We start from the raw sequence: 25741 nt of genomic DNA, 5'->3' as shown, positions 1-25741 counted from the left end.
ATATCCAGGAAATTCCAATGACAGAACAACAAACAAAAATCGGCCTGATTGGCGCCGGCCTGATGGGTTCGGGCATCGCTGCCAGCCTGCTGCGTAACGGCTTTCCATTGACGGTGCTTGAGCACCCCGGCAACCAGCCCCTGGACAATTTGCTGAAGGCTGGCGCAAAGACCAGCCAGCGCGCCGCCGACCTGGCCGCCCAGGTCGACATACTCATCCTCTGTGTCACAGGCTCGCCCCAGGTAGAAGAAATCCTCTTCCAGAAGGACGGCGTGCTCGAGGGCCTGAAGCAAGGAATTACAGTCATTGACTGTTCCACTGCCATACCCTCATCCACCCTCAGGATCGCGGCAGCGGTGCAGAAAGCCGGTGGGCGCTTCCTGGATGCGCCCATGACCCGAACGCCCAAAGAAGCCGCCGAGGGTAAATTGAACCTGATCGTGGGCGGCGACCGCAAGGTTTTCGAAGAGTGCCTTCCTGTACTTCAGAGCTACTCTGAAAATATCGCCTACGCTGGCAACGTGGGGGCTGGCCATCAGATGAAGCTTCTGCATAACTACGTATCGCTGGGATTCTCGGCCGTACTGGCTGAGGCAGCGGCATGCGCGCGCGAAGCAGGCACCGACCCTAAAACATTCTGCGACATCCTGGCCGCAGGCGGAGGAGGCGGAGTCGTGCTGAACCGCTTGCGTCCCTACATCGAATCAGAAGACTCATCCGGCTTCCGTTTTTCCATGTCCAATGCATTGAAGGACATGGGGTACTACTGCACCATGACCGAAGAACAAGACACCCAAGGCTCGGTCGCGCAAGCCATCAAAGAGCTGTATGCGCAAGCCGCCAATGCGGGTCTTGAACAATCGCCGGTACCAACGCTGATCGACCACCTTGCCAACGCCCACAAAAATCATGATACCTGAAGCAGCCAGACCCAGAATCCTGTTGACCGATGCCATTCATCCCGAGGCCGACGCTGAATTAAGAGCTGTTGCAACTGTCCTTACTCTGGACTCAAAGCTGGACACCGCTGCCGCAACAGAGACACTGTACGCTGAGGTGCAAAGTGTCCAGGGGCTGATTGTGCGCCGGCAGCTGCCCGCTGATCTTTTTGACCAACCCAATACATTACGCGGCGTCGTTCGCCATGGCGTCGGACTGGATTTCATCCCAGTCGACAGCGCAACACAGCATGGGCTGCCCGTGGCCAACACCCCCGAAGTCAATGCCAATGCCGTGGCCGAATATGCCATCGCCGCTATGCTGGAAAGCGCCCGCCGTTTCCGGCATTTTGATCAACAAGTCCGTGAGGGAAACTGGGGTCTGCGGAAAACCGCCGGATCAAGCACCTTTGAGCTGCAGGGCCGTAAGTTGGGGATAGTAGGTTTTGGTGCCATAGGCAAGCGTATTGCACAGATAGCCATGGGCGGGTTTGACATGCAGGTTGCCGCCCATACGCGCACCCCGTCCAAGCTGCCAGGCAATATCACCGCAATGAGCCTGGAAGCGTTGTTTGAAGGCAGCGACTTCATTGTGGTGGCTTGCCCGCTAACCGAACACACACGGGGCATGCTGAACAGCCAGATATTCTCGTACGCCAAACCTGGCCTGGTGTTGATCAATGTTGGACGAGGACCGGTAATCAATGAACCAGACCTGGTGCAGGCGCTCGAATCCGGTCGCATTGCTGGCGCTGCGCTGGATGTGTTTACCACCCAGCCTCTGCCCACGGACAGCAGGCTGCGCGCCCACCCCAACGTTATGCTCACGCCACATCTGGCCGGCACAACTGGCGATGCCGAGCGGGCCATGGGTCTGATGGCTGTCAGTACAGTGCTCGCTCTGATCCGCGGTGAACGCCCCGGCAATATCGTCAATCCCGAATGTTTTAAGAACCAGGAGAAACAGTGAACATCACCCGCATCACCGCTATCCCGCTTTCCTATCGCCTGCCTGAGGGAAAAACCGTCACCATGGGTGTGGGCAGCACCTTGAAGCGAGACGCCATTATTGTCCGGGTTGACACATCCGAAGGCCTCGTGGGCTATGGCGAGTCACATCCAGGCCGTAGCCCCGGCGCCATTGTCAGCCACATACACAATACCCTGGCACCTATGCTCGTGGGCATGTCTGCCACCGATGTCGTGGGCACATGGCAGCGCGTGCATCGCATGCAATTCTCGAGCCACGGCCTGGGGGCGGGCGCTGCCATGGCCCTATCAGGCATTGACATGGCCTTATGGGACATCCGGGGCAAGGCTGCCAACATGCCCTTGTATGAGTTGCTGGGTGGTTCGCATAAACGCCTTCCCGCCTACGCAGGCGGTATCGCACTGGGTTACCAGCCTGAACAAAGTTTGGCAGAAGAGGCTCAGTCATACATCGAACAAGGCTATCGAGCCATCAAGCTGCGACTGGGCGACAACGTAAAGGACGATATCAAGCGTAGCCTGCATGTTCGTAAAGCCATAGGCGACGACATTGACATCCTGACCGATGCAAATACCGCCTATACCATCGCACAAGCGCGGCGTGTCCTGCCTGTGCTGGCGGATATTCACGCCGGCTGGCTCGAAGAGCCGTTTGCATGCAACGATTTCGCCTCGTACCGCGAAGCCGCCAAAATCACCCCGCTAGTCCCTTTGGCCGCCGGTGAAAATCATTTCATGCGCTTTGAGTTCGCACAAATGCTGGAGGCTGGCGCGGTACAGGTTTGGCAACCCGACTTGTCCAAGACGGGCGGGATCACCGAAGCAATTAGAATCGCGGCCCTGGCTTCCGCCTTTCGCATACCTATCAACCCACACAGCTCGGCAACAGGCCTGAACCATGCGGCAAGCCTGCATTTTCTTGCCGCGACCGAGAACTCCGGATACTTCGAGGCTTGTGTCTCGCAGTTCAACCCTTTTCGCGATATGTTTGGCCCAACCTTCTCTATCGGTAAAGACGGCTGCGTCGAACCACCGTCCGGCCCGGGTCTTGGCGTAGAAGTGGATGAGTCCATATTTAAAGATTTTCCGGTGATCGATGGGCCGGGATATGTTGTGAAATTCTAAGTACCAATAACGATTACACAGTCGAGGAGACAACCATGAAAATAAGTAAATTGACGTTATTGCTAGGTGGATTCAGCCTGGCCCTTGCCTCATTAAGCGCCGCCGCAGCCGACACTAAATCTTATCCTGACAAGCCCGTGCGCCTCGTCGTCCCTTACACACCTGGTGGATTCAACGACACCCTGGCCAGAACAGCCAGCGAATACCTAACCAAAGCCTGGGATCAGTCGGTAGTGGTGGAAAATAAGCCTGGCGGCAATACCCTGATTGGAAACACGACCGTCGCACAGGCCAAGCCTGATGGTTATACCCTGCTCATTACGCCACTGCCGTTTTCAGCGCTGCCCGGCCTGTACGGCGAAAAAATGCCTTACGATGCACTAAAGGATTTTGAACCTGTCATATGGGCGGGCAGCACGCAAAACATTCTTACCGTACGGGCTGATTCCCAGTTCAAGAGCGTGAAAGAGCTGATCGATTACGCCAAGGCCAATCCGAGCAAACTCAATTACGGATCCACTGGCTCAGGTTCGTCCAACCATCTGTCGATGGAGTTATTTCTGGAAATGACTGACACCAAAATGACCCATATTCCATACAAAGGCAGCGCGCCCGCCGTCACCGCCCTGCTTGCTGGCGACATCGACGTCCTGTTCGATAACCTTCCCAACGTCTACCCGAATATCTCGGCCGGCAAACTGAATGCCCTGGGCGCAACCGGCACCAAGCGTGCGCCGCTGCTGCCCGACACCCCAACCGTAGCCGAGGCGGGTGTCCCAGGATATGAAGTCTACGTCTGGTTTGGCATGCAGGCTCCGGCAGGGACGCCCGACGAGATCATTAAAAAGGTCAACGCCGGCATGGTCGACATGTTGCATGAACAATCAGTCATCGATAAATTCAATAAGCAAGGCGTCGAAATTGTCGCGAGCTCACCGGCCGAATTCAAGACTCTGGTCAACAATGAAGTCAAAAAATGGGACGGCGTCATCAAACGTGCCGGCATCAAGATCGAATAGGCTGTAGGCACTGCAGGGGTTATAAACAGAATGGGCGGCACTTCATAAGTGCCGCCCATTCTTATGAGCTTCCCTTATATCGAGGCGCTACTGTTTCAATCCCAGTTTCTCCAGCAAACCGGAATAAAGTTCAACCTCACGGTCGACTACTTTCTGGAACTCCTGATTGGACATGGGATTAATTCCCAGCCCCATGCCCTGATACTTGGCTTTGGCTTCGGGAGTCTTCAAGTATGCGCTGGCCACTTCTTCGATGACGCTCAGGCTTTCCGGGGAGGTGCCTTTCGGCGCCATCAACCCTATCCACGATGCAATATCAAAGTCCTTCAGCTCAGTCACTTCTGCAATGGCAGGAATATCAGGCACCGACGCACTGCGATCCTTGGAAGAAATGGCATAGGCGGTTACCTTACCGGCCTTCAGCTGCCCCGACACCGACGCCACCGTATCGAACATATACGTCACGCGCCCGGCCAACACATCGGTCAAGGCGGCAGAGCTGCCCTTGTAAGGTACGTGTGTGGCCTCAATGCCATAACCCATGTTAAATGCTTCTGCCATCAGATGGGTGGCCGATCCATTGCCAGATGAAGCAAATGTATATTTCCCCGGGTTATCTTTAAGCAGCTTGATCAACTCGTTAATGTTCTTGGCAGGGAAATCCGATGCTGTAATCAATATCGACGGGCTTTTTGCAATCATGGCTGCGGGCACAAAATCAGAGGCAGCATAAGAGGTTATGTTCAATAGCGGACTGACAATGACTGAACCCGTCGAGGCGGCCAGCAAGGTATAACCATCTGTCTTGGCGCGTGCCACATAGGCGCTGCCAACCGCACCACCTGCACCCGCTTTATTGGATATGAAGAAAGTCTCGTCCAGCTTGGCAGTCAGCTCCTCGGCAAAGGTCCTGGCCGCAATATCGGTAGCCTGGCCTGCCGTCCAGGGGACAACGACCTCCACCATCTTGGCCGGATATTTGTCCTGCGCCCAAGCCGTACTCGCCACCAACAGGGCTGCCACTGCTACAGTCTTGCCCACGTGCATCGCGAATTTCCCATCTCCAAACATAGTCTTCTCTCCTTGTTGAACCGTTAATTATTCTGGCTTTCAGTCAGCAATCATCCCGGCTTATGCGAGGCGTGTCCGCAGCAATAGGGCTGCTTCCTGAATGGCCTCGAACGCTTCAGGTATGATCCGGCCCCGCGTGATAAAGCCGTGGACCTGCCCCGGAAACCGCCGTACAGTGGTTCGAACGCCTGCTTGTGACAAGCGCAAGGCATAGGCTTCCCCCTCATCGACCAGGGGATCAAAACCTGCAGTAATGACCAAAGCCTCGGGCAGGCCAGACAAGTCGTCATGCAGCATCGGTGACGCCCGCCAATCCTGTTTATCGCCTTCACTTCCGAAATACTGATCAGCATAAAAATTGATCGCTGACCGCGTAAGCAAATAGCCACTTCCATAGCGTTGCTTGCTGTCGTATTCAGCGTATTGATCCACGACCGGATAGAACAATATCTGCAGTGCCAGTGGCTGCAAGCCTTTGCGCTTCATGTCGATGGCCACGACAGTCGCCAGGTTGGCCCCCGCACTATCACCTGCCAAAGCAATACGGTCGGCATCAATATTGAGTTCTGCGGCATGCTCGCGCACCCAGGCTGTGGCGTCAATGGCATCGTCTACCGCCGCGGGGAACTTGTGTTCCGGGGCTAGACGGTAATCAATGGCGATCACCGTACAAGCGGATTCATGGCATATTTGCCGACACACGATATCGTGGCTATCCAGGTCGCCCAGAACAAAACCGCCACCATGAAAGAAAACCACAGCTGGCACGCTGGTGGAATCGGCAACTGCCCGATATATCCTGAATGGAATAGCGCTCTTGGACCCGTTTATCTCGCCATCTTCTACGCTGGCAAGAACAGGAGAGTCGGGCTGCAATTGCGCACGCACCGCATTCGATTGCTTTCGTGACAGCGCAACAGGCACTGCCCCCAAAGGCGGATTATTTTGCTGCTGGGTAAAGGCAATCAAGGCCTCAGCGCTCGCGTCCAGTTTCATGGTTATTCCCCCTTGTTCAGGCTTCAATCAGAAAGCTTGTGCATCTGGCTGTACAGATCGGCCTTGCCCTCAAAGCCTATGCCGACAAGATCGGGCATGGTGATGTAGCTGTTCTCGACCTTCACGCCATCGGGGAAGCCGCCAAAAGGCTGGAACAAATCCGGGTAGGATTCGTTACCACCCAGGCCCAGGCCGGCCGCTATATTCAGCGACATCTGGTGCCCGCCATGAGGAATGCAGCGGCTGGGCGACCAGCCATGTTCATGCAGCATATCCAGAGTGCGCAAATATTCGACCAGGCCGTAGCTCAGTGCGCAATCAAACTGCAGCCAGTCGCGGTCGGGGCGCATGCCGCCGTAGCGGATCAGATTCCTGGCGTCCTGCATCGAGAACAGGTTCTCGCCGGTAGCCATGGGATTTTTGTAGTAACTGCGCAGGGCAGCCTGTAACTCGAAATCCAGGGGGTCGCCCGGCTCTTCGTACCAAAACAGGTCGTATTGCGAAAGCGCCTTGGCGTAGGCAATGGCGGTGTCCAGGTCGAAGCGTCCGTTGGCGTCCACGCACAGTCTTTGACCATCTTGCAGAACGCTCAGTATTGAATCGATGCGTCGCAGGTCTTCGTCGAGCGAGGCGCCTCCGATTTTCTTCTTGACCACGGTATAGCCACGATCAAGGTAACTGCGCATCTCGTCCTTGAGCTTGCCATGGTCCTGCCCGGGATAGTAATAGCCTCCTGCCGCGTAGACGAAGACTTTGCGGTTGGGCTGTCCATTACCGTATTCGTCCGCCAAGTGCTGAAACAAAGGCTTGTTGGCAATCTTGGCCACTGCATCCCAAACCGCCATGTCTATGGTGCCTATGGCTACCGAGCGCTCGCCATGGCCGCCGGGTTTTTCGTTGGTGTACATACAGTCCCAGATCTTGTGAGGATCCAGGTTGTCTCCTGCTCCGTTCATCAGGCTAGCGGGATCAGCCGCCAGCACCCGGGGAATGAATCGCTCACGCATCAGGTTACCCTGCCCATAACGACCATTCGAATTAAAGCCATAGCCCACCACCGGCTTGCCGTCACGGATGACATCGGTCATGACGGCGACCAGGCTCAGCGTCATTTTGCTGAAGTCTATGTAGGCATTGCGGATGGACGAACTGATGGGCAGCGTGACTTCGCGGATTTCCAGAATTTTCATGATGTGGCTTTACTTGAAGGATATGACGGTGGCGCCTGACAGCGCGGACATAGACAGATTAACCACTCTTGGGCCCAAGTTTATTTACTTATAATAAATACACTATTGCATTTAATTAATAAATATGGATTCGACGCTTTCCTTCTTTGTGCTGTTGGCGCAGCACAAGAATCTGTCTGCTGTAGCGCGTGCGCTCGACATCACGCCGCCGGCCGCCACGCGCAAACTGATGCAACTGGAAGATCGCCTGGGGGTGCGTCTTGCCAACCGGACCACACGCAGCATCAGCCTGACCAGCGAAGGCGAGCTGTTTCTAGAGCAGGCCCGGCGCATACTGGCCGACATCAAGGCCATGGAAGACTCGGTTATCAATCATGGACGGCAAGCACGTGGTCTATTGCGCGTAAATGCCAGCCTGGGATTTGGCCGCAGGCGCATTTCGGCCCTGGCCTCCAGGTTTGCCCTGAAATATCCCGATATCGAGCTTGATTTGCAGGTTACCGACAAACCGGTGGACCTGGTGGCCAACAACATCGATCTGGCCATACGCTTCGGCACCCTGCCCGACCGGCGCCTCGTGGCTCGCCGTCTGTTAAGCAACCGCCGCTACCTGTGCGCCTCGCCCAAATACCTGAAGAAGCACGGAGAGCCAAAAACACTGGCCGACCTGGCACACCATCGCTGCATTATCCATAACCAGAATGACGAAGCGCATGGCATATGGCGTTTCTCGCATCAGCAGCATACGGAAGTCATCAAGGTAAAGGGCGCCATGTCGAGCAACGACGGCGATATCGCACTAGGCTGGACACTGGAAGGCCATGGCATCATGGTCCGTTCGGAATGGGACTTGAACAAATATGTGGCGGCCCGGCGCCTGAAAGTAGTGCTGCCGGATTTTCTACCGGAACCCGCCGACCTGTTTCTGTACTACCCCAGCCGACAGAATCTGCCGACCCGGGTAAGAGTGTTTATTGATTTTATCGTCGGCCAGTTCGAGCTTGACTGAATGACAAGGAATTACTATGCCGAGGCGCCAGCTTTCTTGAGGCCTGAAACACCAAGACGCATATGAAATTTACCGAGCGTAATTGGCGAGCTTGGGCTCAATGAATCGTGCAAAGTCTTTCAGCTTTGGCCCAACATTGTCACACACTATGCTTTGGCTGAAATCAGGATGGGTTCCGCCACACGTCACGACGTATATCCCACCATCTATCCCTTCGTTGCCTGTATATACCGGGCAACCTGCAGCATTCACGCCAGCACGCCAGCCTCCGATGCTGGTGCAAAAGCCATACTGTACAAACTCCCTGTCCGCCTCAAACAGCTGCTCTCTGGCTTGTTCTGCCTCCTGGGCACTCAAGGAGTCCAGCTCAGCCAATAGCTGCTTGCGTCTTTTGGTGGGTGCTGCGCTCCAGTAAGTTCTGCCTGCAGCCGACTCCCAGATTTTCAAGCGTGTCCCTACGCCAGTTCTAATAGAAAATAGCGATGGACCTGCGCAATGAGCCACGTAAACCATCTCGAGACCAGCGTTGACACTGAGTGCAACCGTCGATGCAGACAATTGGTTAGCCAGCTCTTGCAGAAAAGGCCGAATCGCTGCCGCTCCTTGCATATTTTCCAACGCAGCATAGCTCCACAACAGTGAGGCCGCACCCAATCTGTACCTGCGTGTTGCGGGCATATAAACGAGATGACGTGTGGTGACCAGCGTGTACGTAAGCCGCGTAACCGTTGCGCGCGGCAACCCCGTCCTGCGGGCTATTTCCTCGTTGCCCAGTTCTGTCACCTCGCGGGTAAACAGCGCCAGAATATCCAGGCCACGGGCCAATGCCGTCACGAAATGGCGCGACGCCTTCTTCTCGTCCAGCGAACTGGAAGTATCGGTTAGCAATTCTGAGGTACGTGCCATGTGTTCACCGCTTGAATTCGAAGTCGCATTACATCACGAAAAAGACAAAAATCGCATAAGCTAATAACTCGCTATGCAGTATTATATACTGCATATTGACACATAAAAAAAGTATACCTAGAATTCACTGCTTGTCTTCACACAAGTTAAAAGGCGAAATCAGCAGTGAATAATTTTCCTAAAGCGTCTTTGGACGGCACGGTCGTTATTGATGCATCACGGGTGCTGGCCGGCCCCCTGGCGGGACAAATCCTGGGCGATCACGGCGCCGAAGTGATCAAGGTCGAGTCCTTCACCGGGGACGATACCCGAGCCTATGGTCCGCCGTTCGTACACGACACCGCCGCATACTACGTAGGCCTGAATCGCAACAAAAAAGACCTGGCATTGGACTTATCACGCCCAGAAGGCATCTCACTGCTTTTTGATATGCTGGAATCAGCCGACGTGCTCATTGAGAACTTCAAAATGAGCACCTGGAAGAAATGGGGTGTGAACGATTTTTCCGAGATCAGCGAACGCTTTCCTCGGCTGATACATTGCCGTATCTCTGGATTCGGAGAAGAGGGAGAACTGGGTGGCCTGCCAGGGTACGACGCCGCAGTACAGGCCTTATCCGGTCTGATCAGCATCAACGGCGAACCCCAGGGCGACGGTTTACGCATAGGTATTCCGCTTGTAGATACCACCACGGGCATGAATGCCGCCATGGGTGTCCTTTTTGCACTGCTAGAGCGCTATCGCTCGCAAAAGGGTCAACGAGTAGAGGTGACGCTATACGATACAGCGCTGGCACTGCTGCACCCGCACACAGCCAACGTACTCCACGGCGGAAACGCTGTACGGGCTGGTAACGGCCATCCTAATATCGTTCCATACGACCTATTTTCGACCAAAACCACGCCATTGTTCATAGCCATCGGCAACAACCGTCAGTTTGCCACGCTCTGCCAGCGCATCGGCGACGCTCAGTTGGCCGAAGATCCTCGCTACAAGCACAACAAAGACAGGGTCAGCAATCGGGACGCCCTCAAAGCCCGACTCACCGAATTGCTATCAACATTCGATTCCGTCGAACTCTTCAAGGAACTGATGGCAATCGGCGTGCCTTGCGCACCCGTACTTTCGGTGGAGCAGGCGCTGGCGCTGGACCACACCCGAACACGCGAAATGTGTGTCGAGCTGGACAACTATCGTGGTACCGGCATTCCCGTAAAACTGGCCCGTACCCCAGGATCCGTGCGGCTTGCGCCGCCCGCCATAGGCCAGCACACCACCGAAATCCTGCAGCGCTTCGGCCTGACAGAAACTCAAGTCACTGACCTGGTTTCCGACAATATCGTCCAATCTTCCGCACTATGACATCAAGCACCAACATGATCACAATCGAACACACAGGGGCTGTCGCCCTCGTTACTTTCAATCGCGGAGAGCGGCGTAACGCCCTGTCCCTGCAAGCCATGCAAGAACTCACCCGAGTTGCCGAGTCGTTTAAAGACGACGGGCAAACCTCCTGCGTCGTCCTGACCGGGACTGATAAAGAGTTCTCATCGGGCGTAGACCTCAAAGACCCAGCACGCTGGGACATCAACGACAAGACACTGGATGAACGCCGTAGCATTGCCTTGTGGGGCTCCCGCATGTGCAAGGCCTGGGAAGAGGTTCCTCAGCTGACTATCGCTGCAATCGAAGGATTGAATGTAGGTGGTGGTATCGCACTGACCCTGGCGTGCGATTGGCGCGTCATGGGAAACAGCGCGTATATGCTCGTACCCGAAGCACAAATCGGCATACCGCTAGGCTGGCATACTGTCCCGCGACTGGTGAACCTTGTAGGCGCATCGCGGGCAAAGCAGATAATTTTGCTGGGCCAAAAAATGACTAGCGCAACGGCGCTTGAATGTGGCCTGGCCGACTGGCTGGTCGACGACGGAAAGGCCCGCGAACACGCATTGATGCTTGCCGAACAGGCAAGTAAAACGCCTCGTGCAATCATCAAGATGAGCAAACAAAGCATTAATGCGCATGCCAACGCGTTAAACCACTTGTCGTGCTTCATGGATGTCGATCAGGCACTTCTATGCAATCAAAGTACAGAGGCCACTCAGGCGCGTAGCAGCTTTGGCAAGTCCGCCTCTTGAACTCCTTATCAATATTACGTATCGCGCAGCACAACAAATCGAAGGAATACCGATGTTAAGCAAACTGATCAAAACTGCCATCACGGCAACCTTATTTGCCAATGTTGCCACGGCACACGCTGCCTGGCCCGAGCGCCCCATTACCTGGATAGTCCCCTTCTCTGCGGGAGGCCCCATGGATATGGTGTCGCGCCCTGTTGCACAAAAAATGAGCGATGAACTCGGCGTGCCTATTGTGGTCGAGAACAAAAGCGGTGCTGGCGGAACCCTGGGCATGGCCCAGATTTCCCGTGCAAAACCCGACGGCTATACCATCGGCATTGCCAGTATTGGCACACAAGCTATCGCCCCCAATATTAATGCTACCGTTACCTACGACCCAAACACCGGCTTCACACCAGTTGGTTTGCTGGGCAAGTACGTCAACGTACTGATCGTAAATGCCAAGTCGGACATAAAGTCAGTGAAAGACCTGTCTGAAAAAGCTGCCGATCCAGCTCAAAACATTACTTTCGGCTCGGCCGGAAACGGTTCATCCAACCACCTATCGGGCGAGCTACTCAAGCTGCTCACAAAATCGCCATTTATCCATGTCCCCTATCGCGGCAGCGCCCCTGCACTGACCGACTTGTTAGGTGGCAACATCACTTTTATGTTCGACACGCTTAACACCAGCATGGGTCACATTGAGAACGGAAATCTGCTGCCCCTGGCTGTTACAAGCCCCGAGCGCAGCAAATATCTTCCCAATGTACCTACTATGGACGAGGCGGGCATCACTGGTTACGCCGATACTGGCAGTGAACTGTGGTGGGGTGTAGTCGGGCCTGCCGGCATTCCCGAAGAGACTCTGGCCAAGCTGAACACAGCACTTGTCAATGCGTTGAACTCTGCGGAAATTCACGCACAGTTCGAGAAACAATATGTCGAGGGCTGGCCCAGCACACCGCAAGAGTTTGCCGATGTCGTGAAAAAGAGCCACACCAGCTGGGGAGAAATCATCAAGGCGGCCAATATCACGAATCAGTAAGAAAGCGCCGTCAGGAACCGGGCCTGGCATAGACATTACAAGGGTTGGCGATACACCCTTGTAATGCCCTCGTTCTTGCCAGTTCGATTGACTGAATGGCAAGGAATTACTGTACAGGGATGCCAGCTTTCTTGACCACTTCCTTCCACTGTGCGATATCGGCCTTCAGATATTCATCGGCTTCCTTGGGGCTGTTACCAACAGGCTCCAGACCCTGATTGCTCAGCCAGGATTTCATGTTGTCTGAGTGCACGATATCTACGAATGCCTTGTTCAAAGTCTCTACAACTTTCTCAGGCGTGGCGGAAGGCACATAAAGCCCATACCAAACCGCAGAGCTGTAGTCAGGCACACCTGACTCGGCAACAGTGGGCATATCGGGCCATAGATCGCTGCGCTGTGCAGTGGTCAAAGCCAAGCCTTTCACCCGGCCGTCCTCGCTATACCGTTTTGCCGTGGCAAGCGGGTCGATCACCATTTGAATCTCACCACCCATCAGGCCGGTCAAGGCTGCGCTTGCCCCTTTGTACGGGACGTGCACCAAATTAAGCCCGCTTTTGACCTTGAACAGCTCGCTGGCAAGGTGAACCGAGGTACCCACGCCCGGGGTCCCGAAGTTCACTTCGCCCGGATGGGCCTTGGCATATTCGAGGAACTCCTTCAAGTTGCTCACCGGCATATCTTTATTGACCAGCAACGCAAAAGGCCCCTCTACGACCGTGGTGACCGCCGTCAAATCTTTGGTCACATCGTAAGGCAGTTTTGATTTGAGTGCGGGCTCGGTTGCAATGGCACCACTATGCAGCAAAATCGTCGTTCCGTCGGGATCGGAGCGTACAGTTGCCTCGGTGCCTATCGAACCGCCGGCGCCCGCTTTATTCTCGACAATAACCGGGCGCTTCAAGCGTGTGCCTAGTTCGTCCGCCAATTTCCGGCCCAAAATATCGGAGGTACCTCCAGCAGAGTACGGAACGATAATCCGTATCTGCTTGCGGCTATCGATTTCCTGGGCCTGCGCAACAGATAAACCCGACACCATGGCTGCCGCCACGCCCCATAACACCAGCGTTTTCTTCAAAGCATGCATTCTCAGTCTCCTGTATTGTCGACAAGGCGTTCAGCCGCCTCATCCTTATCGTGGATTTTCAACACTCCAGCAATGCGGTCGCGCCCATCCTGACCACGCACCCATACGTCGTAACACCCAACAGCTCCCTCTTGCAGCCTGCCGCTCGCCGTAATGACTTCGCCCAGATACACAGGGCTCGCGAAGCGGATATCGAGCCTCAGATCCGTAAAATCCAGCGCACCAAACGTTTGCTCCACGCTCTGCCATAGCAGGCATATGGACATCGTGCCATGTGCGATAACGCCACCGACAGGGGTTTGCCTGGCAAAATCGGGATCAAGATGAATGGGGTTGAAGTCCTGTGTCAGCTCGGCGTAGGCACGAACGGTTTCGGCATCTACGGTAAGTGTGACTTCCTGAAGATCAGAACGCGGGCTCATGAGTGTTTCCTTCATATCAGGCAGCCCATACCAGGGTCAGCACCCCTTTGAATACCGGGCTGCCATCGGAATGGCTACCCTGAGCGAGCAACTCGACGTAGCGCCGGCCCCGCTTCATTTCCTTGGACTGACAATCCAGCGCCACAAGCAACGACTGCCCAGGCTGGGGAAGCGAGGCGTACTCAATGGATTGCCTGGCCTGGATATTCCCCGGAGGCCGAGGGCTGACCACGGCCAGGTAGGCGCGCATCATCAAGATGACTGCAGCGCTCGCCGCCTCGGCCTTACCGCCGGTCCGGCCTTGATTCCGGCCAAAAATGCGCTGCCAACCCTGCACCAGAGCCTCATCGTACTCAAGCTCGCAGCTTCCCAACGATTCTCCTGGAATGAAATCATCGAACAAAATAGACGCATCGTGGTGGTGGGTCATGTCAGCTCCTGTACGATAGGCAGCATCATGCCCTCTACCTGCTCAAATCCGACAGACACCCTTTCCCCAACGCCTATGCTGTCCTGAACCGCCACGCTTGCGTTGGTCATCAGCCTGAAGCCTTCATCCATGTCGAGCATGGCTATGACGTAAGGTGTTTTTTGCTTGAAAGCCGGATTGGGTGCACGATGCACACGTGTAAAGCTCATGACTGTCCCCTGACGTGCGGACGCTTCCCAGCTCAACCGCTCGCTATGACAGCGCATACAACGAGCGCGCGGTGTGAACTGCACGACATGGCATTCCGTACAGCGCTGGCATATAAGCCGGCCTTCTTGGCACGCATCCCAGAAAGGCTGGGTTTGCGCATCGGGTTTGGGCAATGGAATAATCACGGTCTTAGCCTCCCAGAACCAGCGAGCAATGTGCGGAAAGAATGCCGCCATCTCCATGCACGAACGCCAGCCGGGCATCGGTAACCTGACGTTCGTGGGCTTGTCCACGCAACTGATGCACGGCTTCGACAACATGGAACATACCGCCGGCCGCACCCGAATGGCCGTACGAAAGCAGGCCTCCGTGGGTATTGCAAGGCAGGCTCCCTCCCAGGCCCAGTTGCCCTTGCTCTGCAGCAATTCCGGCCTGCCCACGTTCGAAGAATCCTATGGACTCGAGCTCGACAGCCAGCGTGATGGTGAACGAGTCGTAGATTTCAGCGACATCAATATCTTTAGCTTGCACCCCCGCACGTTCAAACGCCCGCGCCGACGAGGCCTTGCAGCCAAAGTCGACCAGGCTGGGTGCGTTCAGGATATGCTCGTGTGTATGCCCTTGCCCGGCGCCAAGAATTTCTATGGCCTGGCCACGTGTGTTGGCTGCGGCAGTCCGGGCGCTGACCACGACCGCGGCACCACCATCGGAGATCAGGCAGCAATCCAGCATGTGCAATGGTTCGGCAATCATCCTGGATGCCAGCACCTGCTCAATAGTAATAGGTTCGCGCTTGTGCGCCTTGGGATGCCGGCCTGCATGTCGGCGATGCTCTACGGCAATGGCAGCCAATTGTCCGGACGTAACGCCATACTCATGCATATAGCGCTGCGCAACCAGAGCATAGGACGCCGGCACACTAATGCCAAAAGGCCGTTCGAACTGTGGATGTCCAACTTCGGCAAGCGCCGCGACTGCGGCATCCCGCGACATGCCGGTCATCCGGTTGTCACCCGTGACAACCAACACATGATTGCACTGCCCGCTGGCGACCATGGCGGCAGCTTGCATCACCATCACGCAGGCGCTCGCTCCTCCGGCCTGTATGGCCAGGGATTGCGCTGGATGTATACCCATATACTCGCAAAACACCGATGCCAGCATCAGATGAGGCTCAGTAAACGAATAGGCGCATAGCACGCCATCGATGTCATCAAGCGTCAAGCCCGCATCCTGTACCGCCCCCAGCGCAGCTTGCGCATGCAAGCTCATGCATGTACTGCCCGGCAGCTCGCCAATCTGGGTATCGCTTGCGCCGGTAATAAAAGCATGCATGCTCATGGCTTGAAGCCCATGTCGCGTGCAATGAGATTGCGCTGGATGTCGCTGGTGCCTTCGCCAATAACGTATACCAGTGCGTCCCGGTGTATGCGTCCCACCGAATACTCGCGCATAATGCCAGCGCCCCCGAGTATGCGTATGGCCTGCTCGCTGGTTTGTACAGCGGTCTCGGTGGCGATCAGCTTTACCTTTGCTGCAGTAGCCGAATCCAGCGTGCCCTGATCCACCCGCCACGCTCCGTAATAAACCAGCCATTTCGCGGCTTCGATATTTGCGCTCATGTCTGCCAGACGATGTGCGATGGCCTGGTAGTCGCCAATACGTTTGCCCGCAACAACACGCTCGTCGGCATAAGCGCGTGCAGCGTCCAGCGCTGCCCTGGCCATCCCGAGCGCGTTCGCCGCAACACCCACACGGTTCTCGCTCAGGCACTCCAGAATGACAGGGTAGGTTCCTGTAACCTCGCCGAGCAAACAGTCATCGGGCACAAAAGCATCGTCGATATGGATCAGGCCAGTTTCCGACGCACGTATGCCTTCCTTCTTGAGCTTGTGAATATCGAACCCGGCGTTAGGCAGCTCGACAATGAAGAGGCTGATAGCTGCGGCCGTCAGCTCAGGCGACGTTCTGGCAGCAACCAGCAGAAAGTCGGCAAAAGGTGCATTGGTGATATAGAGCTTGGCACCACGCAGTGTCCAGCCGCCATCGACTTTTTCGGCACGCGTTGTCATGGCACGAATATTGGAGCCACCATCGGGTTCGCTCAGGCCAAACCCTGATATCTTCTCGCCGCGCATGGCTGGTTCAAGAAACCGGGCCTTCTGCTGTGCCGTGCCTATCTTCCAGATAGGCCAGATACCAAGATGAGAATGTGCGGACCAGGACGTTGCAAACGCCTGGCTGAAATAGCTCAGTTCTTCGCGCACTATGCAGTCGCTGATTTTGTCCAGGCCACTGCCGCCCGACTCCTCGGGGTAACGCACGCCTATCAGGCCAAGCTCGCCCCAGCGCTGGAAAACATGCCGGGGGAACCGCTCTTGCTCTTCAGCCTCCTCGAGCAAGGGCGCCAACTCCTCGCGGCAAAGCCGCTGCACCGTATCGCGCACGGCCTCGTGCTCGGAAGAAAATTGAAAGTCCATAAATACTCACAGTTAAAGAGAATTTAATTCTCTATCAAGAATATTATTATCGTGAGCCAGGGTTCACAATATAGGGAAAATACCTAATCATTGCTTGCCCGCTCTTAAACACACATACATTTAAAGAATAATATTCTTGATATAGAATTCAAAGCATTAATACAGTGCACAGGACGAAGCAGGCAATGAAAACCTCGGCAGCAACGCAGCACACGGCGCAAAACCCCGACAGCACTTGCCTGTCCACCATCCTGAATGCCAGGAGCATTGCCATAGTGGGTGCTTCCGACGATCCCGGAAAAATTGCCGGGCGTCCGCTGGCCTACATGCTGGCGCGGGGTTATACCGGCGACATTTACCCGGTCAATCCAGCCCGCCAGATCGTCCAGGGGCAGACAAGCTATCCTTCTCTGAGCGCTATCGGCAGACCCATAGACCTGGCTATTATCGGTACGGCAGCCGAACGGGTAGAGACCATCGTTCAGGAAGGCATTGCCTTGGGCGTCAAGGCGTTCGTGATTTTCTCGTCGGGCTTTGCCGAAGTGGGTGAGCAAGGCCGTGCCATGCAGGACCGCCTGCAGCAACTTGCCAGCACCCATGGCGTAGCCATTATCGGCCCGAACAGTCTGGGCGTAGTGAACAGCCGGAACGGGCTGATTGCCTCCTTTACCACCGCACTTGAAAACACGCCTGTCGTGCAGGGCGGCTTTGCCTTTGCAAGCCAGAGCGGCGCCCTGGGCGCCTATTGGCTCGATATAGTCCTGCGATCAGGCCTGGGGTTCAGTCAATGGATTACCACTGGCAATGAGTGCAATGTCGATATTGCAGATGCACTGCATCACTTGGTTGACGATGAACACACCCGGGTCATTGGTCTGTATATTGAAGACATACGCCGCCCGCTCGAGTTTCGCAAGGCGCTCCAGCGTGCTGCCACAGCAGGCAAGCCTGTTATTGCCATCAAGTCGGGCAGGTCGGTAGCCGGCCAACTGGCCGCCGCTTCGCATACAGGCGCCCTGGCGGGCAACGATACGTTGTATGACGCATGCCTGAGCCAGTTTGGCGCCATCCGCGTAGACAGCTTGACTGAAATGATGGACATGGCCCGCTTGCTCACACAGGGTGCCACACCGGCAGGCCGGCGTCTGGGGGTCATGTCGGTCTCGGGCGGAGCGGGCGTGCTGATCGCGGACGCCTGCGAACCTTTCAAGCTGACGCTACCCGCTCCTTCCGAGCCCACAAAAAAAGCATTGCGCGAGATTCTTCCGCCATTTGTTCATCCTGCCAATCCGCTGGATATCACAGGAAACGTCCTGCAAGACACCAGCCTGATATCCCGCACCATGGACACCCTGACCCAGGCTAACGAAGTCGATGCCATCGTCCTCTTCATAGGCATGATGCATAGTATTGCCGATGTTTTCACCGACACGCTGACCAAGGCAAAACAATCGGTGCAGTGTCCCATCATCGTGATCTGGGTGGGCGCAATGGAAGAATCCATACAACAACTGGAAGCCCACGACATACCTGTGTTCCTGGATATACCCCAAGCCATCCAGGCCATAGCACGCGGCATACAGGCCCACGAGCAGCGCTCCCGCATGGCTACCCAACTCAGCCCAAATACATATCAGCTTGCCGGTGCGCTACCTGCGACCACGCTTTCAGAATGGGACAGCAAACAGTTGTTGCGTACCCAGAAAGCCATCAGGCTGCCAGCGGGCACGCTCATCAGCGAAACCCCGGGCACAAAGACAGCCGCTCCCGGCTTCCCTGCAGTTGCAAAGCTTCAGTCAGCCGAGCTGCTGCACAAAAGCGACGCGGGTGGCGTGATATTACCGCTTCATGACCAGAAGGCCGTCGACGATGCTACGCAGACCTTGCACCATAAAGGCCAGGCGCTGGGCATAGCCGTGCAAGGAGTACTGGTGGAAGCCATGATTCCTTTCGATCATGAACTGCTGCTGGGCTTGCAGCGCCATCCGCGCTTTGGTCCCGTCTTGTCGCTGGCCCGGGGCGGCATCGAGGCCGAACTGGACCCGGATGTAGTGACCAGGCTCCTGCCCCTGAACGAAAATGATATCGTTATGATGCTTGAAGGCCTGCGCAGCGCAGCCCTGCTTCAGGGCTTCCGTGGCGGGCCTCGTGTCGACATGCAGGCTATTTCACAGAGCATTGCCCGCTTATGCGACTGGTTTCTATCACAGGACCTGGCCGAACTCGAGATCAACCCACTGGCGGTAAAAGGCGACCAGTTATGGGCGCTCGACGCCTTGATTACGACCGGAACAATACAAAAATGACTATCAACACGCAGTCCGAGAAGCTTGTCGGTGCCCTTTCTTCGGGGCTTGCCATACTGCGCTATCTGGTCAGCTCCCCCGAGCCGGTCGGCGTCACACGCATCGCCAAAGATCTGTCCTTCAATTCCAGCACCTGCTTCAATCTTTTGAAGACACTGGTTCATGAGCGCATCGTACGCTTCGACGAAACCACCAAAACCTATTCGATTGGGCTTGGTGTGGTGCAGCTGGCAAAAGGCACTCTGGACGCAGCCTCGTACGTTCGGCTCTTGAGGCCTCATCTGCAAGAGATCGCAGTAAGACATCGCGTCACATCCACGCTGTGGCACCGTATCGCGGATGAGCGCGTCGTGCTTGTTGACCTGGCCGACTCCGAATCCACTATCCGTATACACATGAGCATAGGGCAACGCCTGCCCATGTATATTGCGGCGCTTGGCCGCTGCATGGCGGCATTCTCCAGCCTTGACTCACGCGAGCTTCGTTCCCGGATCAGCAAGCTGCGCTGGGACGATGGCCCAAGCTTCGAAACCTATTTGAAAGAAGTGCAGTTTGCCCGGACCCACGGCTACGCCGTCGACCACAGCCATTACGTCAAAGGCATTACAACGGTATCGTCACCCATTCTGGATGAAACCGGTGTGCCCATCATGGCCATCAGTGCGGTAGGAATTTCCGCCCAGTTCTCCGACACATCGATCCAGGCTTTGGGCGAAGACCTGCGCCACCGCTGCGAAGAGACCACTCAGGCCCTTTCAGGCGGCAAGGCCTCGTTGCTCAATGTCATCAAAGAATAATTCAAACTCAGAATCCGACCCTCGTAGTCAGTGATCACGAAACTCGGGTGACCAGTGCAGCAGCCGTCGTTCGAGTACGGTAACGCTGTAGACCAGTGCAATACCAACGATGGAAAGCAGCGTCACGGCTGCAAACATATCGGTGGCATTCAGCGTGGCAAGCGCCGTGATCATCAGATACCCCATACCCGTGGTCGAGCCCACAAACTCGGCCAGCACCACCCCTATCAGGGCAAAGCTGATGGCATTGGGCAAGGCAGCGAACGTCCATGCGGCCGCCGTGGGAATTCGTACACGCCATAGAATCTGGCGCGGCGAACCACCCAATGTACGGCAGAATTCAAGCAATTCACGCTCTACGCTGCGCCCTCCCTTGTAGGTATTGAAAAACACCAGGAAAAACACAACAAACCAGGACGTGACGACTTTGGACATCATGCCCAGCCCAAAAAACATGGTTATCAAGGGCACAAAGGCGATTCTGGGCATCGAGTTGAAGGCAACGATATAAGGGTTAAGAATATCGGCCAGCAGGCGATTGCGGCTTAGTGCCATGCCGACAACAAAGCCGCTGCCCACGCCAACCGCCAACCCAAGAAAAGTTGCCTGCAAAGTCAGCCACAAATGCGGCCACACCGAATCGGGTCCCGGCTGTACCCACTCCCAGAGCCTTACGGCAACGCGCGAAGGCTGACTGATAAAGAAGGGATCGAATACCGTATTCGCCACGAACCACGGAATGCGTGTAAGTAATTCCCATGCACCCAGGATGACGGCCAGAATGGCGATTTGCCATGCGGTGATACGCAAGCGGCGGCGAGCCGCCGTTTTGCGCTGCTGTGCCTGGTAAGCCGACGCTTCGGCAAGCACGGAGTTTGCAGCCTCTTCTTTCATGCGACCGCCCTGAATTGCTGGCCCAATACACCCCAAATACTTTGAAAGTGCGTAAGAAACTCGGCGCTTTCACGTAGGGAAAATACGTCACGCGGATGGGGAATATTGATACGCTCGTCCAGCAGCACCTGGCTGGGCGGAGACGACAGCACCACGACGCGGTCCGACAGCGTGATCGCCTCGTCCAGATCGTGGGTGACCATGACGATGGTCTGCCCCAGCTTGCGCCAGATATCTATCAGCTCACGATGCAAATGGGTTTTGGTATGAGTATCGAGAGCACCAAAAGGCTCGTCCAACAACAGAATGCGGGGCTCCACCGCCAGACTCATCAGCAGAGCAACACGCCGACGCATGCCGCCCGACAACTGATGGGGATAAGCGTTTTCAAAGCCGGCAAGGTGTCCGAGCTCAAGCAGCTCTGCGACTTTATCTTTGACCTGATGTTCTGCCACCCCTTGGAATCGAAGCCCCAGGGCCACATTTTTCTGCACGGTATACCAGGGCAACAAGGTATCTTTCTGAAAGATATAACCGAGCGAGGGGTGCAGCGCCCCCTTGATGAGTTCGCCATCAACCTTGATGGTGCCCGAAGTAGGCTCCAGAAAGCCGGCAATCATATTGAGCAAAGTACTTTTGCCACAACCCGAAGGCCCGACGATGGAAACGAACTCGCCTTCGGGGATATTGATCGACACATTGCCTATGGCCCAGGTATGCGACTTCTCGGTTTGATACGCCTTTGCAACATCACGCAATTCGATCACGGCTCAAATACCCCTGGCCTTACGCACAAAAGACATATCGACGCATTCTTCATAAGGCACGGTTTTCATTTTCTCGTTGGAGAACTGCCGACCATCGCCCATGATGCCGGCCATTCGGTCGTAAGCTTCTTTGGTGATGATATTGTCCTTGAGCCACACCGTTTTCTTGTACAGGCTTATTGAATTCAGGACGGATGGCCGGGCAAGCGCACTGAGGTAGGCATCGTAGACAACATCCGTGATTTCTTCGGGCGTATGTGTATTGATATAGTCTTGCGCCTTGACCAGACCATTGATGAAGGCCTGCACTTTTTCCGGCTGCTTCTCGATGCTTTCACGCAAGGCGTAGGCGGCGATGCCCGGCACATCGCCCTTCATGAACTCGTTCCAGACGTCATCCTGCGTGCCGTCAAAAATCGGGATACCCCAACCCTCGGCCACGGCCTGCTCCATCATCGAGGCGGTGGCCATGGTGGCGGCAACCGAACCCGTCTTGAGTGCCGCCAGCATGGTGGCGAGATCGCCCAATGGCCGGATATCGACTTTGCCGGCGATGCCGGCCTGCTCCATCAGGTAAATGGCCATGAGCGCCGTCACCGACCCAGGCTGAGTCGCACCCACACGCTGGTTGGCAAGGTCTTTGAGCGAGCGGAACTTACCGCTGTCGTAGTCCGCCTTCCTGACAATAACGTTCGCGTACGTCATACGGCGATCAAAACCATAAATGAGCGCAGCAGGCTTGCCCGCTATGGCCAGGGCCGGCGCAGCCGTCGCGGCCGTTGCACCAAACAGGATTTGCCCGGCGGCCAGCAACTGACTGGTGCGTGGACCGCTTTGGGTATTCAGATACTCGACCTCGAGCCCTTCGTCTGCGAAGTAGTTTTGTTTCAGGGCAACATAACCTGCTGTGAAGATGGGATCTATGCTGCCCTGCCCGTACGTGACCTTGCCCAGATCAGTCTGCGCCCGCGCAGAGCCAAAGCCAAACAGCTGAACACCCGCCATGGCGCCCGAAGCCAGAAGTAATTTGCGGCGTTGCGCCGATTTCAATGCTGAATGTGCCATGACTTTTTTACGCTAGACGAAGCGAAGACCGCAATGTGCAGAAAATCAAACACTGCAACCTGAACTCGTACCTGCGTTTGCTCCTGTTTATAGTTTGGGTAAGGCTCTCAGAATAATGGCTGTCGTCCCGCAAGGCAATGCCGTTTTCAGGCTGATGAAAACAAGCCTGTCAGAGGAAACAGCGGGGCTCCATCGGCTTGCACAGCCAGTGCAGTGCAATGATTAATTTAAAGCCGCCTTGGCGGCTTCCGCAGGGCTCAACCCCTCGTAGAACATATCAGTAAACCATTCGGCTTCGTCCTCAATGTGCTGCTGGGATTCTTCGCGAGATGCTCCTGCCGCCACGAACAACTCTTCTATTTCGGTACACCACTGGATCAAGGCGACTTCGTCCGGATCCAGTGACTCGCGTTTTCGGGCCATGGCTTCACTCCTATGGATATAAGCTCGCATCATACTGCGCAAGCCGACAATTTCGTACAATCAAGGTATCTTTAGCCATCAATCCATTCAGAACCATGCAAGGCCACCCTGAAGTCATCGAATGCCTGAAAGAACTGCTGCGCGGCGAGCTCGCCGCGCGTGACCAGTACTTTGTACACTCGCGTCAATACGAAGATCACGGCTACATGCGCCTGTACGAGCGCATGAACCACGAGATGGAAGAAGAAACCCAGCATGCCGACGTCATCCTGCGCCGGATTTTGTTTCTTGGCGGCAAACCCGACATGCGCCCCCACGAATTCACACAAGGCGAAACCGTGTTGGAAATGCTGCGCAAAGACCTTGCCACCGAGTACGAGGTTCGTGAAAATCTCCAAACGGCCATGGCTTTGTGTGAAGAGCTACGCGACTACAGCTCGCGCGACATGCTCCAGGCTCAACTTAACGATACCGAAGAAGACCATACCTATTGGCTCGAGAAGCAACTTCGTCTTATCGAACAAGTGGGCTTGCAAAACTACAAGCAAGCCCAGATCGATACGCCTATATAAGCAGCCCGAGGGGTGCCTCCAGCAAAGATTTGAGTTCTGCCAAAAAACGCGCCCCTACGGCACCATCGATGGCCCGGTGATCAGCCGACAAGGTGACGCTCATAAGCGTGCCAATAGCTAGCGTGTCATCCTGAACAATCGGCCGCTTTTCTGCCGCGCCGAACGCTAGTATGGCTGCCTGGGGCGGATTGATAATGGCTGAAAAGACCTTGACGCCGTGCGTGCCCAGATTTGAAATCGTAAGTCCGCCACCCTCGTAATCAGCAGGGGCCAATTGGCCTGACCTGGCCTTACTCACGAGCTCCAAGAGCTCTTTTGAAATCGTCTCCAGATTCTTCTGCTGTGCGTTTCTTACTACTGGCGTTACCAAACCCTTTTCTGCGGCGACCGCCACACTGATATCGACTGTGCCATGACGTTCGATAGCCTGCTCAGTCCAACGGACGTTTACATCGGGTACCCGCTCCATGGCACGAGCTACTGCGTAAACCAATATGTCATTGATTGTGATCTTTGCAGTCCGCTTCAACCTGGAAATATCTTGGTTGATATGCGCACGCATCAGCAGCAATGCATCCATGCGGCAGTCAACCGTCAGGTAAAAATGCGGGATTTGCTGCTTGGACTCCTGCAAGCGTCGTGCAATCGTCTTGCGCATCAGGCTATGTGGGACAAGCTCTGCCGGTGTGCTGGCGACGGCAGGCATCACCACCTTTTTGTCTGATATTGATGGGGCTTGCGCCGCCGCCTGCTCGATATCGATGCGGACGACACGCCCCTTGGGACCGCTACCGCGCAATGTTGCGATATCGACATCCAATTGTCGCGCCAATCGACGCGCCGACGGGCTTGCAAACTGGCGATTGAGCTTACCGGTCGGCTCAGGGCTCGTTGCAGTCACTTGCACCAACGGGCCAGCAGAGGCAGACAACACTGCAATGACGGAGCCCGAAGCCACCTCCTCATCACCGGCGTTCACGATAATATCTTGCAGCACCCCCTCGTCGAAGGATTCAAGTTCGAGCACCGCTTTGTCGGTTTCGATCTCGGCCAGCGTGTCTCCTACCGCTACATGCTCACCTTTTTTCTTCACCCACTGCACAATCCTTCCATATGAGGTACCCGCACCAACGCCCGGCATCAGAATATTTATCGTCATTGCGTGACTCCCCTCTAATCCGATAAGTTGGCGATATGTTCAATATAGGCCGCCGCATCACGTATGTCGGCGACAACCGCGTCCTGGGCGGCTTGCCCGTCTCGGGCAAGCAATGCCTGTAGCAAAGTATTGTGGTGATCAAAAGACTCCCATTTTTCTGAGCGTCGATCTGCGCTATTCATGCTCAATGCAAACAGCGGCGCAATCTGTGTCCAGATATTCTCGATCATGGTCTCCAGCCTAGGCATGCCCGCCGCCGCGTACAAGGTGAAATGAATATCACGATTCGCTTCAATCACTGCAGCCATATCCATTTCTTTTTTATGGCCCAGGCGATCGAATTTACGTATGGATGCCTTGATTTTGTTTACGGTTTTCTGGTTTATCACCGCCACGGCCTCTTTCGTTGCATACCCCTCCAGGCAGCAACGCAGTTTCACTATTTCATGAAACTCATGCGAAGTAGGCTTATATACACGCAACCCCCGATTGGGCAGCATGTTCAAGGCGCCCTCTATAACTAGGCGCGTGACCGCGTCACGCACGGGCATGGGGCTTGTACCAATCCCCTTGGCCAAGCCGCGCAAGGTGACTTTCTGGCCAGGCGGAATCATGCCTGACAGCAACAGGCGTTTTATATCCAGATATACCTTATCGGCCATCGTCGTTCTTTCTTGACGCCGCAAAAGTCCTTCCAAGGTGTTGCTCATAATT

At 55.5% G+C, this 25741-nt stretch carries 27 protein-coding genes; 11 read left to right on the top strand and 16 right to left on the bottom strand.

The features are described 5' to 3' along the window. The first annotated feature begins 17 nt into the window (after positions 1-17). Genes ERD84_RS05965 through ERD84_RS05950 form a run of 4 tightly spaced genes read left to right on the top strand, consistent with a single transcriptional unit; the run spans position 18 to position 4072 of the window. On the top strand, positions 18-920 hold the full coding sequence (locus tag ERD84_RS05965; protein WP_130038679.1) for an NAD(P)-dependent oxidoreductase: 903 nt from the start codon (positions 18-20) through the stop codon (positions 918-920). Beyond that, entirely contained in the window at positions 910-1908 is a 999-nt protein-coding gene (locus ERD84_RS05960) for a hydroxyacid dehydrogenase (RefSeq protein ID WP_130038678.1), read from the top strand. Before ERD84_RS05965 ends, ERD84_RS05960 begins: the two co-directional genes overlap by 11 nt. Next, entirely contained in the window at positions 1905-3053 is a 1149-nt protein-coding gene (locus tag ERD84_RS05955) for a mandelate racemase/muconate lactonizing enzyme family protein (RefSeq protein WP_130038677.1), read from the top strand. The genes ERD84_RS05960 and ERD84_RS05955 overlap by 4 nt, the downstream gene beginning before the upstream one ends. Positions 3054-3088: 35 nt before the next feature. Then, positions 3089-4072: a tripartite tricarboxylate transporter substrate binding protein gene (locus ERD84_RS05950; RefSeq protein WP_130038676.1), complete on the top strand. Its 984-nt coding sequence runs from the start codon at positions 3089-3091 to the stop codon at positions 4070-4072. Between the two features lie 87 nt (positions 4073-4159). Here the strand turns inward: ERD84_RS05950 and ERD84_RS05945 are convergent, their stop codons facing one another. The 3 genes from ERD84_RS05945 to ERD84_RS05935 are packed head-to-tail and all read right to left on the bottom strand — an operon-like array spanning position 4160 to position 7329. After that, positions 4160-5143 carry a Bug family tripartite tricarboxylate transporter substrate binding protein gene (locus ERD84_RS05945; protein WP_130038675.1) on the bottom strand — a complete coding sequence of 328 codons (984 nt, stop codon included), beginning with the start codon at positions 5141-5143 and terminating at the stop codon, positions 4160-4162. Between the two features lie 60 nt (positions 5144-5203). Continuing rightward, on the bottom strand, positions 5204-6139 hold the full coding sequence (locus tag ERD84_RS05940; RefSeq protein ID WP_130038674.1) for an alpha/beta hydrolase: 936 nt from the start codon (positions 6137-6139) through the stop codon (positions 5204-5206). 23 nt (positions 6140-6162) lie between these two features. Next, positions 6163-7329 (bottom strand): mandelate racemase/muconate lactonizing enzyme family protein, encoded by a 1167-nt coding sequence (locus ERD84_RS05935; protein ID WP_130038673.1) that lies wholly within the window; start codon positions 7327-7329, stop codon positions 6163-6165. A gap of 124 nt (positions 7330-7453) precedes the next feature. Between ERD84_RS05935 and ERD84_RS05930 the strand changes: the two genes are divergently transcribed. Then, on the top strand, positions 7454-8338 hold the full coding sequence (locus tag ERD84_RS05930; protein ID WP_130038672.1) for a LysR substrate-binding domain-containing protein: 885 nt from the start codon (positions 7454-7456) through the stop codon (positions 8336-8338). 69 nt (positions 8339-8407) lie between these two features. On the opposite strand, the gene ERD84_RS05925 is transcribed toward ERD84_RS05930, so the two are convergent. After that, the gene (locus ERD84_RS05925) at positions 8408-9244 is read right to left on the bottom strand and encodes an IclR family transcriptional regulator (RefSeq protein ID WP_130038671.1); all 837 of its coding nucleotides are present in this window, start codon (positions 9242-9244) and stop codon (positions 8408-8410) included. Positions 9245-9409: 165 nt separating this feature from the next. Between ERD84_RS05925 and ERD84_RS05920 the strand changes: the two genes are divergently transcribed. The 3 genes from ERD84_RS05920 to ERD84_RS05910 are packed head-to-tail and all read left to right on the top strand — an operon-like array spanning position 9410 to position 12415. Continuing rightward, positions 9410-10606, top strand: a complete 1197-nt coding sequence (locus ERD84_RS05920; RefSeq protein WP_245150613.1) for a CaiB/BaiF CoA transferase family protein — start codon at positions 9410-9412, stop codon at positions 10604-10606. A gap of 14 nt (positions 10607-10620) precedes the next feature. After that, positions 10621-11385 (top strand): enoyl-CoA hydratase/isomerase family protein, encoded by a 765-nt coding sequence (locus tag ERD84_RS05915; RefSeq protein ID WP_130038670.1) that lies wholly within the window; start codon positions 10621-10623, stop codon positions 11383-11385. A gap of 52 nt (positions 11386-11437) precedes the next feature. Then, positions 11438-12415: a Bug family tripartite tricarboxylate transporter substrate binding protein gene (locus tag ERD84_RS05910; protein ID WP_130038669.1), complete on the top strand. Its 978-nt coding sequence runs from the start codon at positions 11438-11440 to the stop codon at positions 12413-12415. Positions 12416-12521: 106 nt separating this feature from the next. On the opposite strand, the gene ERD84_RS05905 is transcribed toward ERD84_RS05910, so the two are convergent. The 6 genes from ERD84_RS05905 to ERD84_RS05880 are packed head-to-tail and all read right to left on the bottom strand — an operon-like array spanning position 12522 to position 17044. Beyond that, positions 12522-13502: a Bug family tripartite tricarboxylate transporter substrate binding protein gene (locus tag ERD84_RS05905; RefSeq protein WP_130038668.1), complete on the bottom strand. Its 981-nt coding sequence runs from the start codon at positions 13500-13502 to the stop codon at positions 12522-12524. Positions 13503-13504: 2 nt separating this feature from the next. Beyond that, positions 13505-13924, bottom strand: coding sequence for a MaoC family dehydratase (locus ERD84_RS05900; protein WP_130038667.1), 420 nt, complete (start codon positions 13922-13924; stop codon positions 13505-13507). 16 nt (positions 13925-13940) lie between these two features. Beyond that, positions 13941-14354: a hypothetical protein gene (locus ERD84_RS05895; protein ID WP_130038666.1), complete on the bottom strand. Its 414-nt coding sequence runs from the start codon at positions 14352-14354 to the stop codon at positions 13941-13943. Continuing rightward, on the bottom strand, positions 14351-14800 hold the full coding sequence (locus ERD84_RS16100) for a Zn-ribbon domain-containing OB-fold protein (protein WP_218947890.1): 450 nt from the start codon (positions 14798-14800) through the stop codon (positions 14351-14353). Before ERD84_RS16100 ends, ERD84_RS05895 begins: the two co-directional genes overlap by 4 nt. Beyond that, positions 14754-15905, bottom strand: a complete 1152-nt coding sequence (locus tag ERD84_RS05885) for a thiolase family protein (RefSeq protein WP_130038664.1) — start codon at positions 15903-15905, stop codon at positions 14754-14756. Before ERD84_RS05885 ends, ERD84_RS16100 begins: the two co-directional genes overlap by 47 nt. Next, positions 15902-17044, bottom strand: coding sequence for an acyl-CoA dehydrogenase family protein (locus ERD84_RS05880; RefSeq protein ID WP_130038663.1), 1143 nt, complete (start codon positions 17042-17044; stop codon positions 15902-15904). The genes ERD84_RS05885 and ERD84_RS05880 overlap by 4 nt, the downstream gene beginning before the upstream one ends. Positions 17045-17229: 185 nt before the next feature. Here ERD84_RS05880 and ERD84_RS05875 point away from each other — a divergent pair, with 185 nt between their 5' ends. Then, on the top strand, positions 17230-19350 hold the full coding sequence (locus tag ERD84_RS05875) for an acetate--CoA ligase family protein (protein WP_130038662.1): 2121 nt from the start codon (positions 17230-17232) through the stop codon (positions 19348-19350). Further along, positions 19347-20147 carry an IclR family transcriptional regulator gene (locus tag ERD84_RS05870; protein ID WP_167667271.1) on the top strand — a complete coding sequence of 267 codons (801 nt, stop codon included), beginning with the start codon at positions 19347-19349 and terminating at the stop codon, positions 20145-20147. Before ERD84_RS05875 ends, ERD84_RS05870 begins: the two co-directional genes overlap by 4 nt. A 27-nt stretch (positions 20148-20174) precedes the next feature. Here ERD84_RS05870 and ERD84_RS05865 read toward each other — a convergent pair whose 3' ends face one another. From ERD84_RS05865 to ERD84_RS05850, 4 genes are all read right to left on the bottom strand, one after another. Then, positions 20175-21041, bottom strand: coding sequence for an ABC transporter permease (locus ERD84_RS05865; RefSeq protein ID WP_130038660.1), 867 nt, complete (start codon positions 21039-21041; stop codon positions 20175-20177). Then, on the bottom strand, positions 21038-21808 hold the full coding sequence (locus ERD84_RS05860) for an ABC transporter ATP-binding protein (protein WP_130038659.1): 771 nt from the start codon (positions 21806-21808) through the stop codon (positions 21038-21040). Before ERD84_RS05860 ends, ERD84_RS05865 begins: the two co-directional genes overlap by 4 nt. A 3-nt stretch (positions 21809-21811) precedes the next feature. Continuing rightward, complete coding sequence (locus ERD84_RS05855) at positions 21812-22873, bottom strand: ABC transporter substrate-binding protein (protein ID WP_130038658.1); 1062 nt, start codon at positions 22871-22873, stop codon at positions 21812-21814. 222 nt (positions 22874-23095) lie between these two features. Next, positions 23096-23296 (bottom strand): hypothetical protein, encoded by a 201-nt coding sequence (locus ERD84_RS05850; protein WP_130038657.1) that lies wholly within the window; start codon positions 23294-23296, stop codon positions 23096-23098. 95 nt (positions 23297-23391) lie between these two features. Here ERD84_RS05850 and bfr point away from each other — a divergent pair, with 95 nt between their 5' ends. Further along, positions 23392-23868: a bacterioferritin gene (gene bfr, locus ERD84_RS05845; protein WP_130038656.1), complete on the top strand. Its 477-nt coding sequence runs from the start codon at positions 23392-23394 to the stop codon at positions 23866-23868. On the opposite strand, the gene ERD84_RS05840 is transcribed toward bfr, so the two are convergent. Then, positions 23861-25027, bottom strand: coding sequence for a dihydrolipoamide acetyltransferase family protein (locus ERD84_RS05840; protein WP_130038655.1), 1167 nt, complete (start codon positions 25025-25027; stop codon positions 23861-23863). The genes bfr and ERD84_RS05840 overlap by 8 nt on opposite strands. A gap of 14 nt (positions 25028-25041) precedes the next feature. Further along, positions 25042-25737 carry a GntR family transcriptional regulator gene (locus ERD84_RS05835; RefSeq protein WP_130038654.1) on the bottom strand — a complete coding sequence of 232 codons (696 nt, stop codon included), beginning with the start codon at positions 25735-25737 and terminating at the stop codon, positions 25042-25044. Positions 25738-25741 lie beyond the last annotated feature (4 nt).

Source organism: Pollutimonas harenae, from assembly GCF_004153685.1.
GTDB lineage: Bacteria > Pseudomonadota > Gammaproteobacteria > Burkholderiales > Burkholderiaceae_B > Pusillimonas_C > Pusillimonas_C harenae.
Note: the sequence above shows the minus strand (reverse complement) of the source record. Positions and strands in the feature narration are given on the sequence as shown.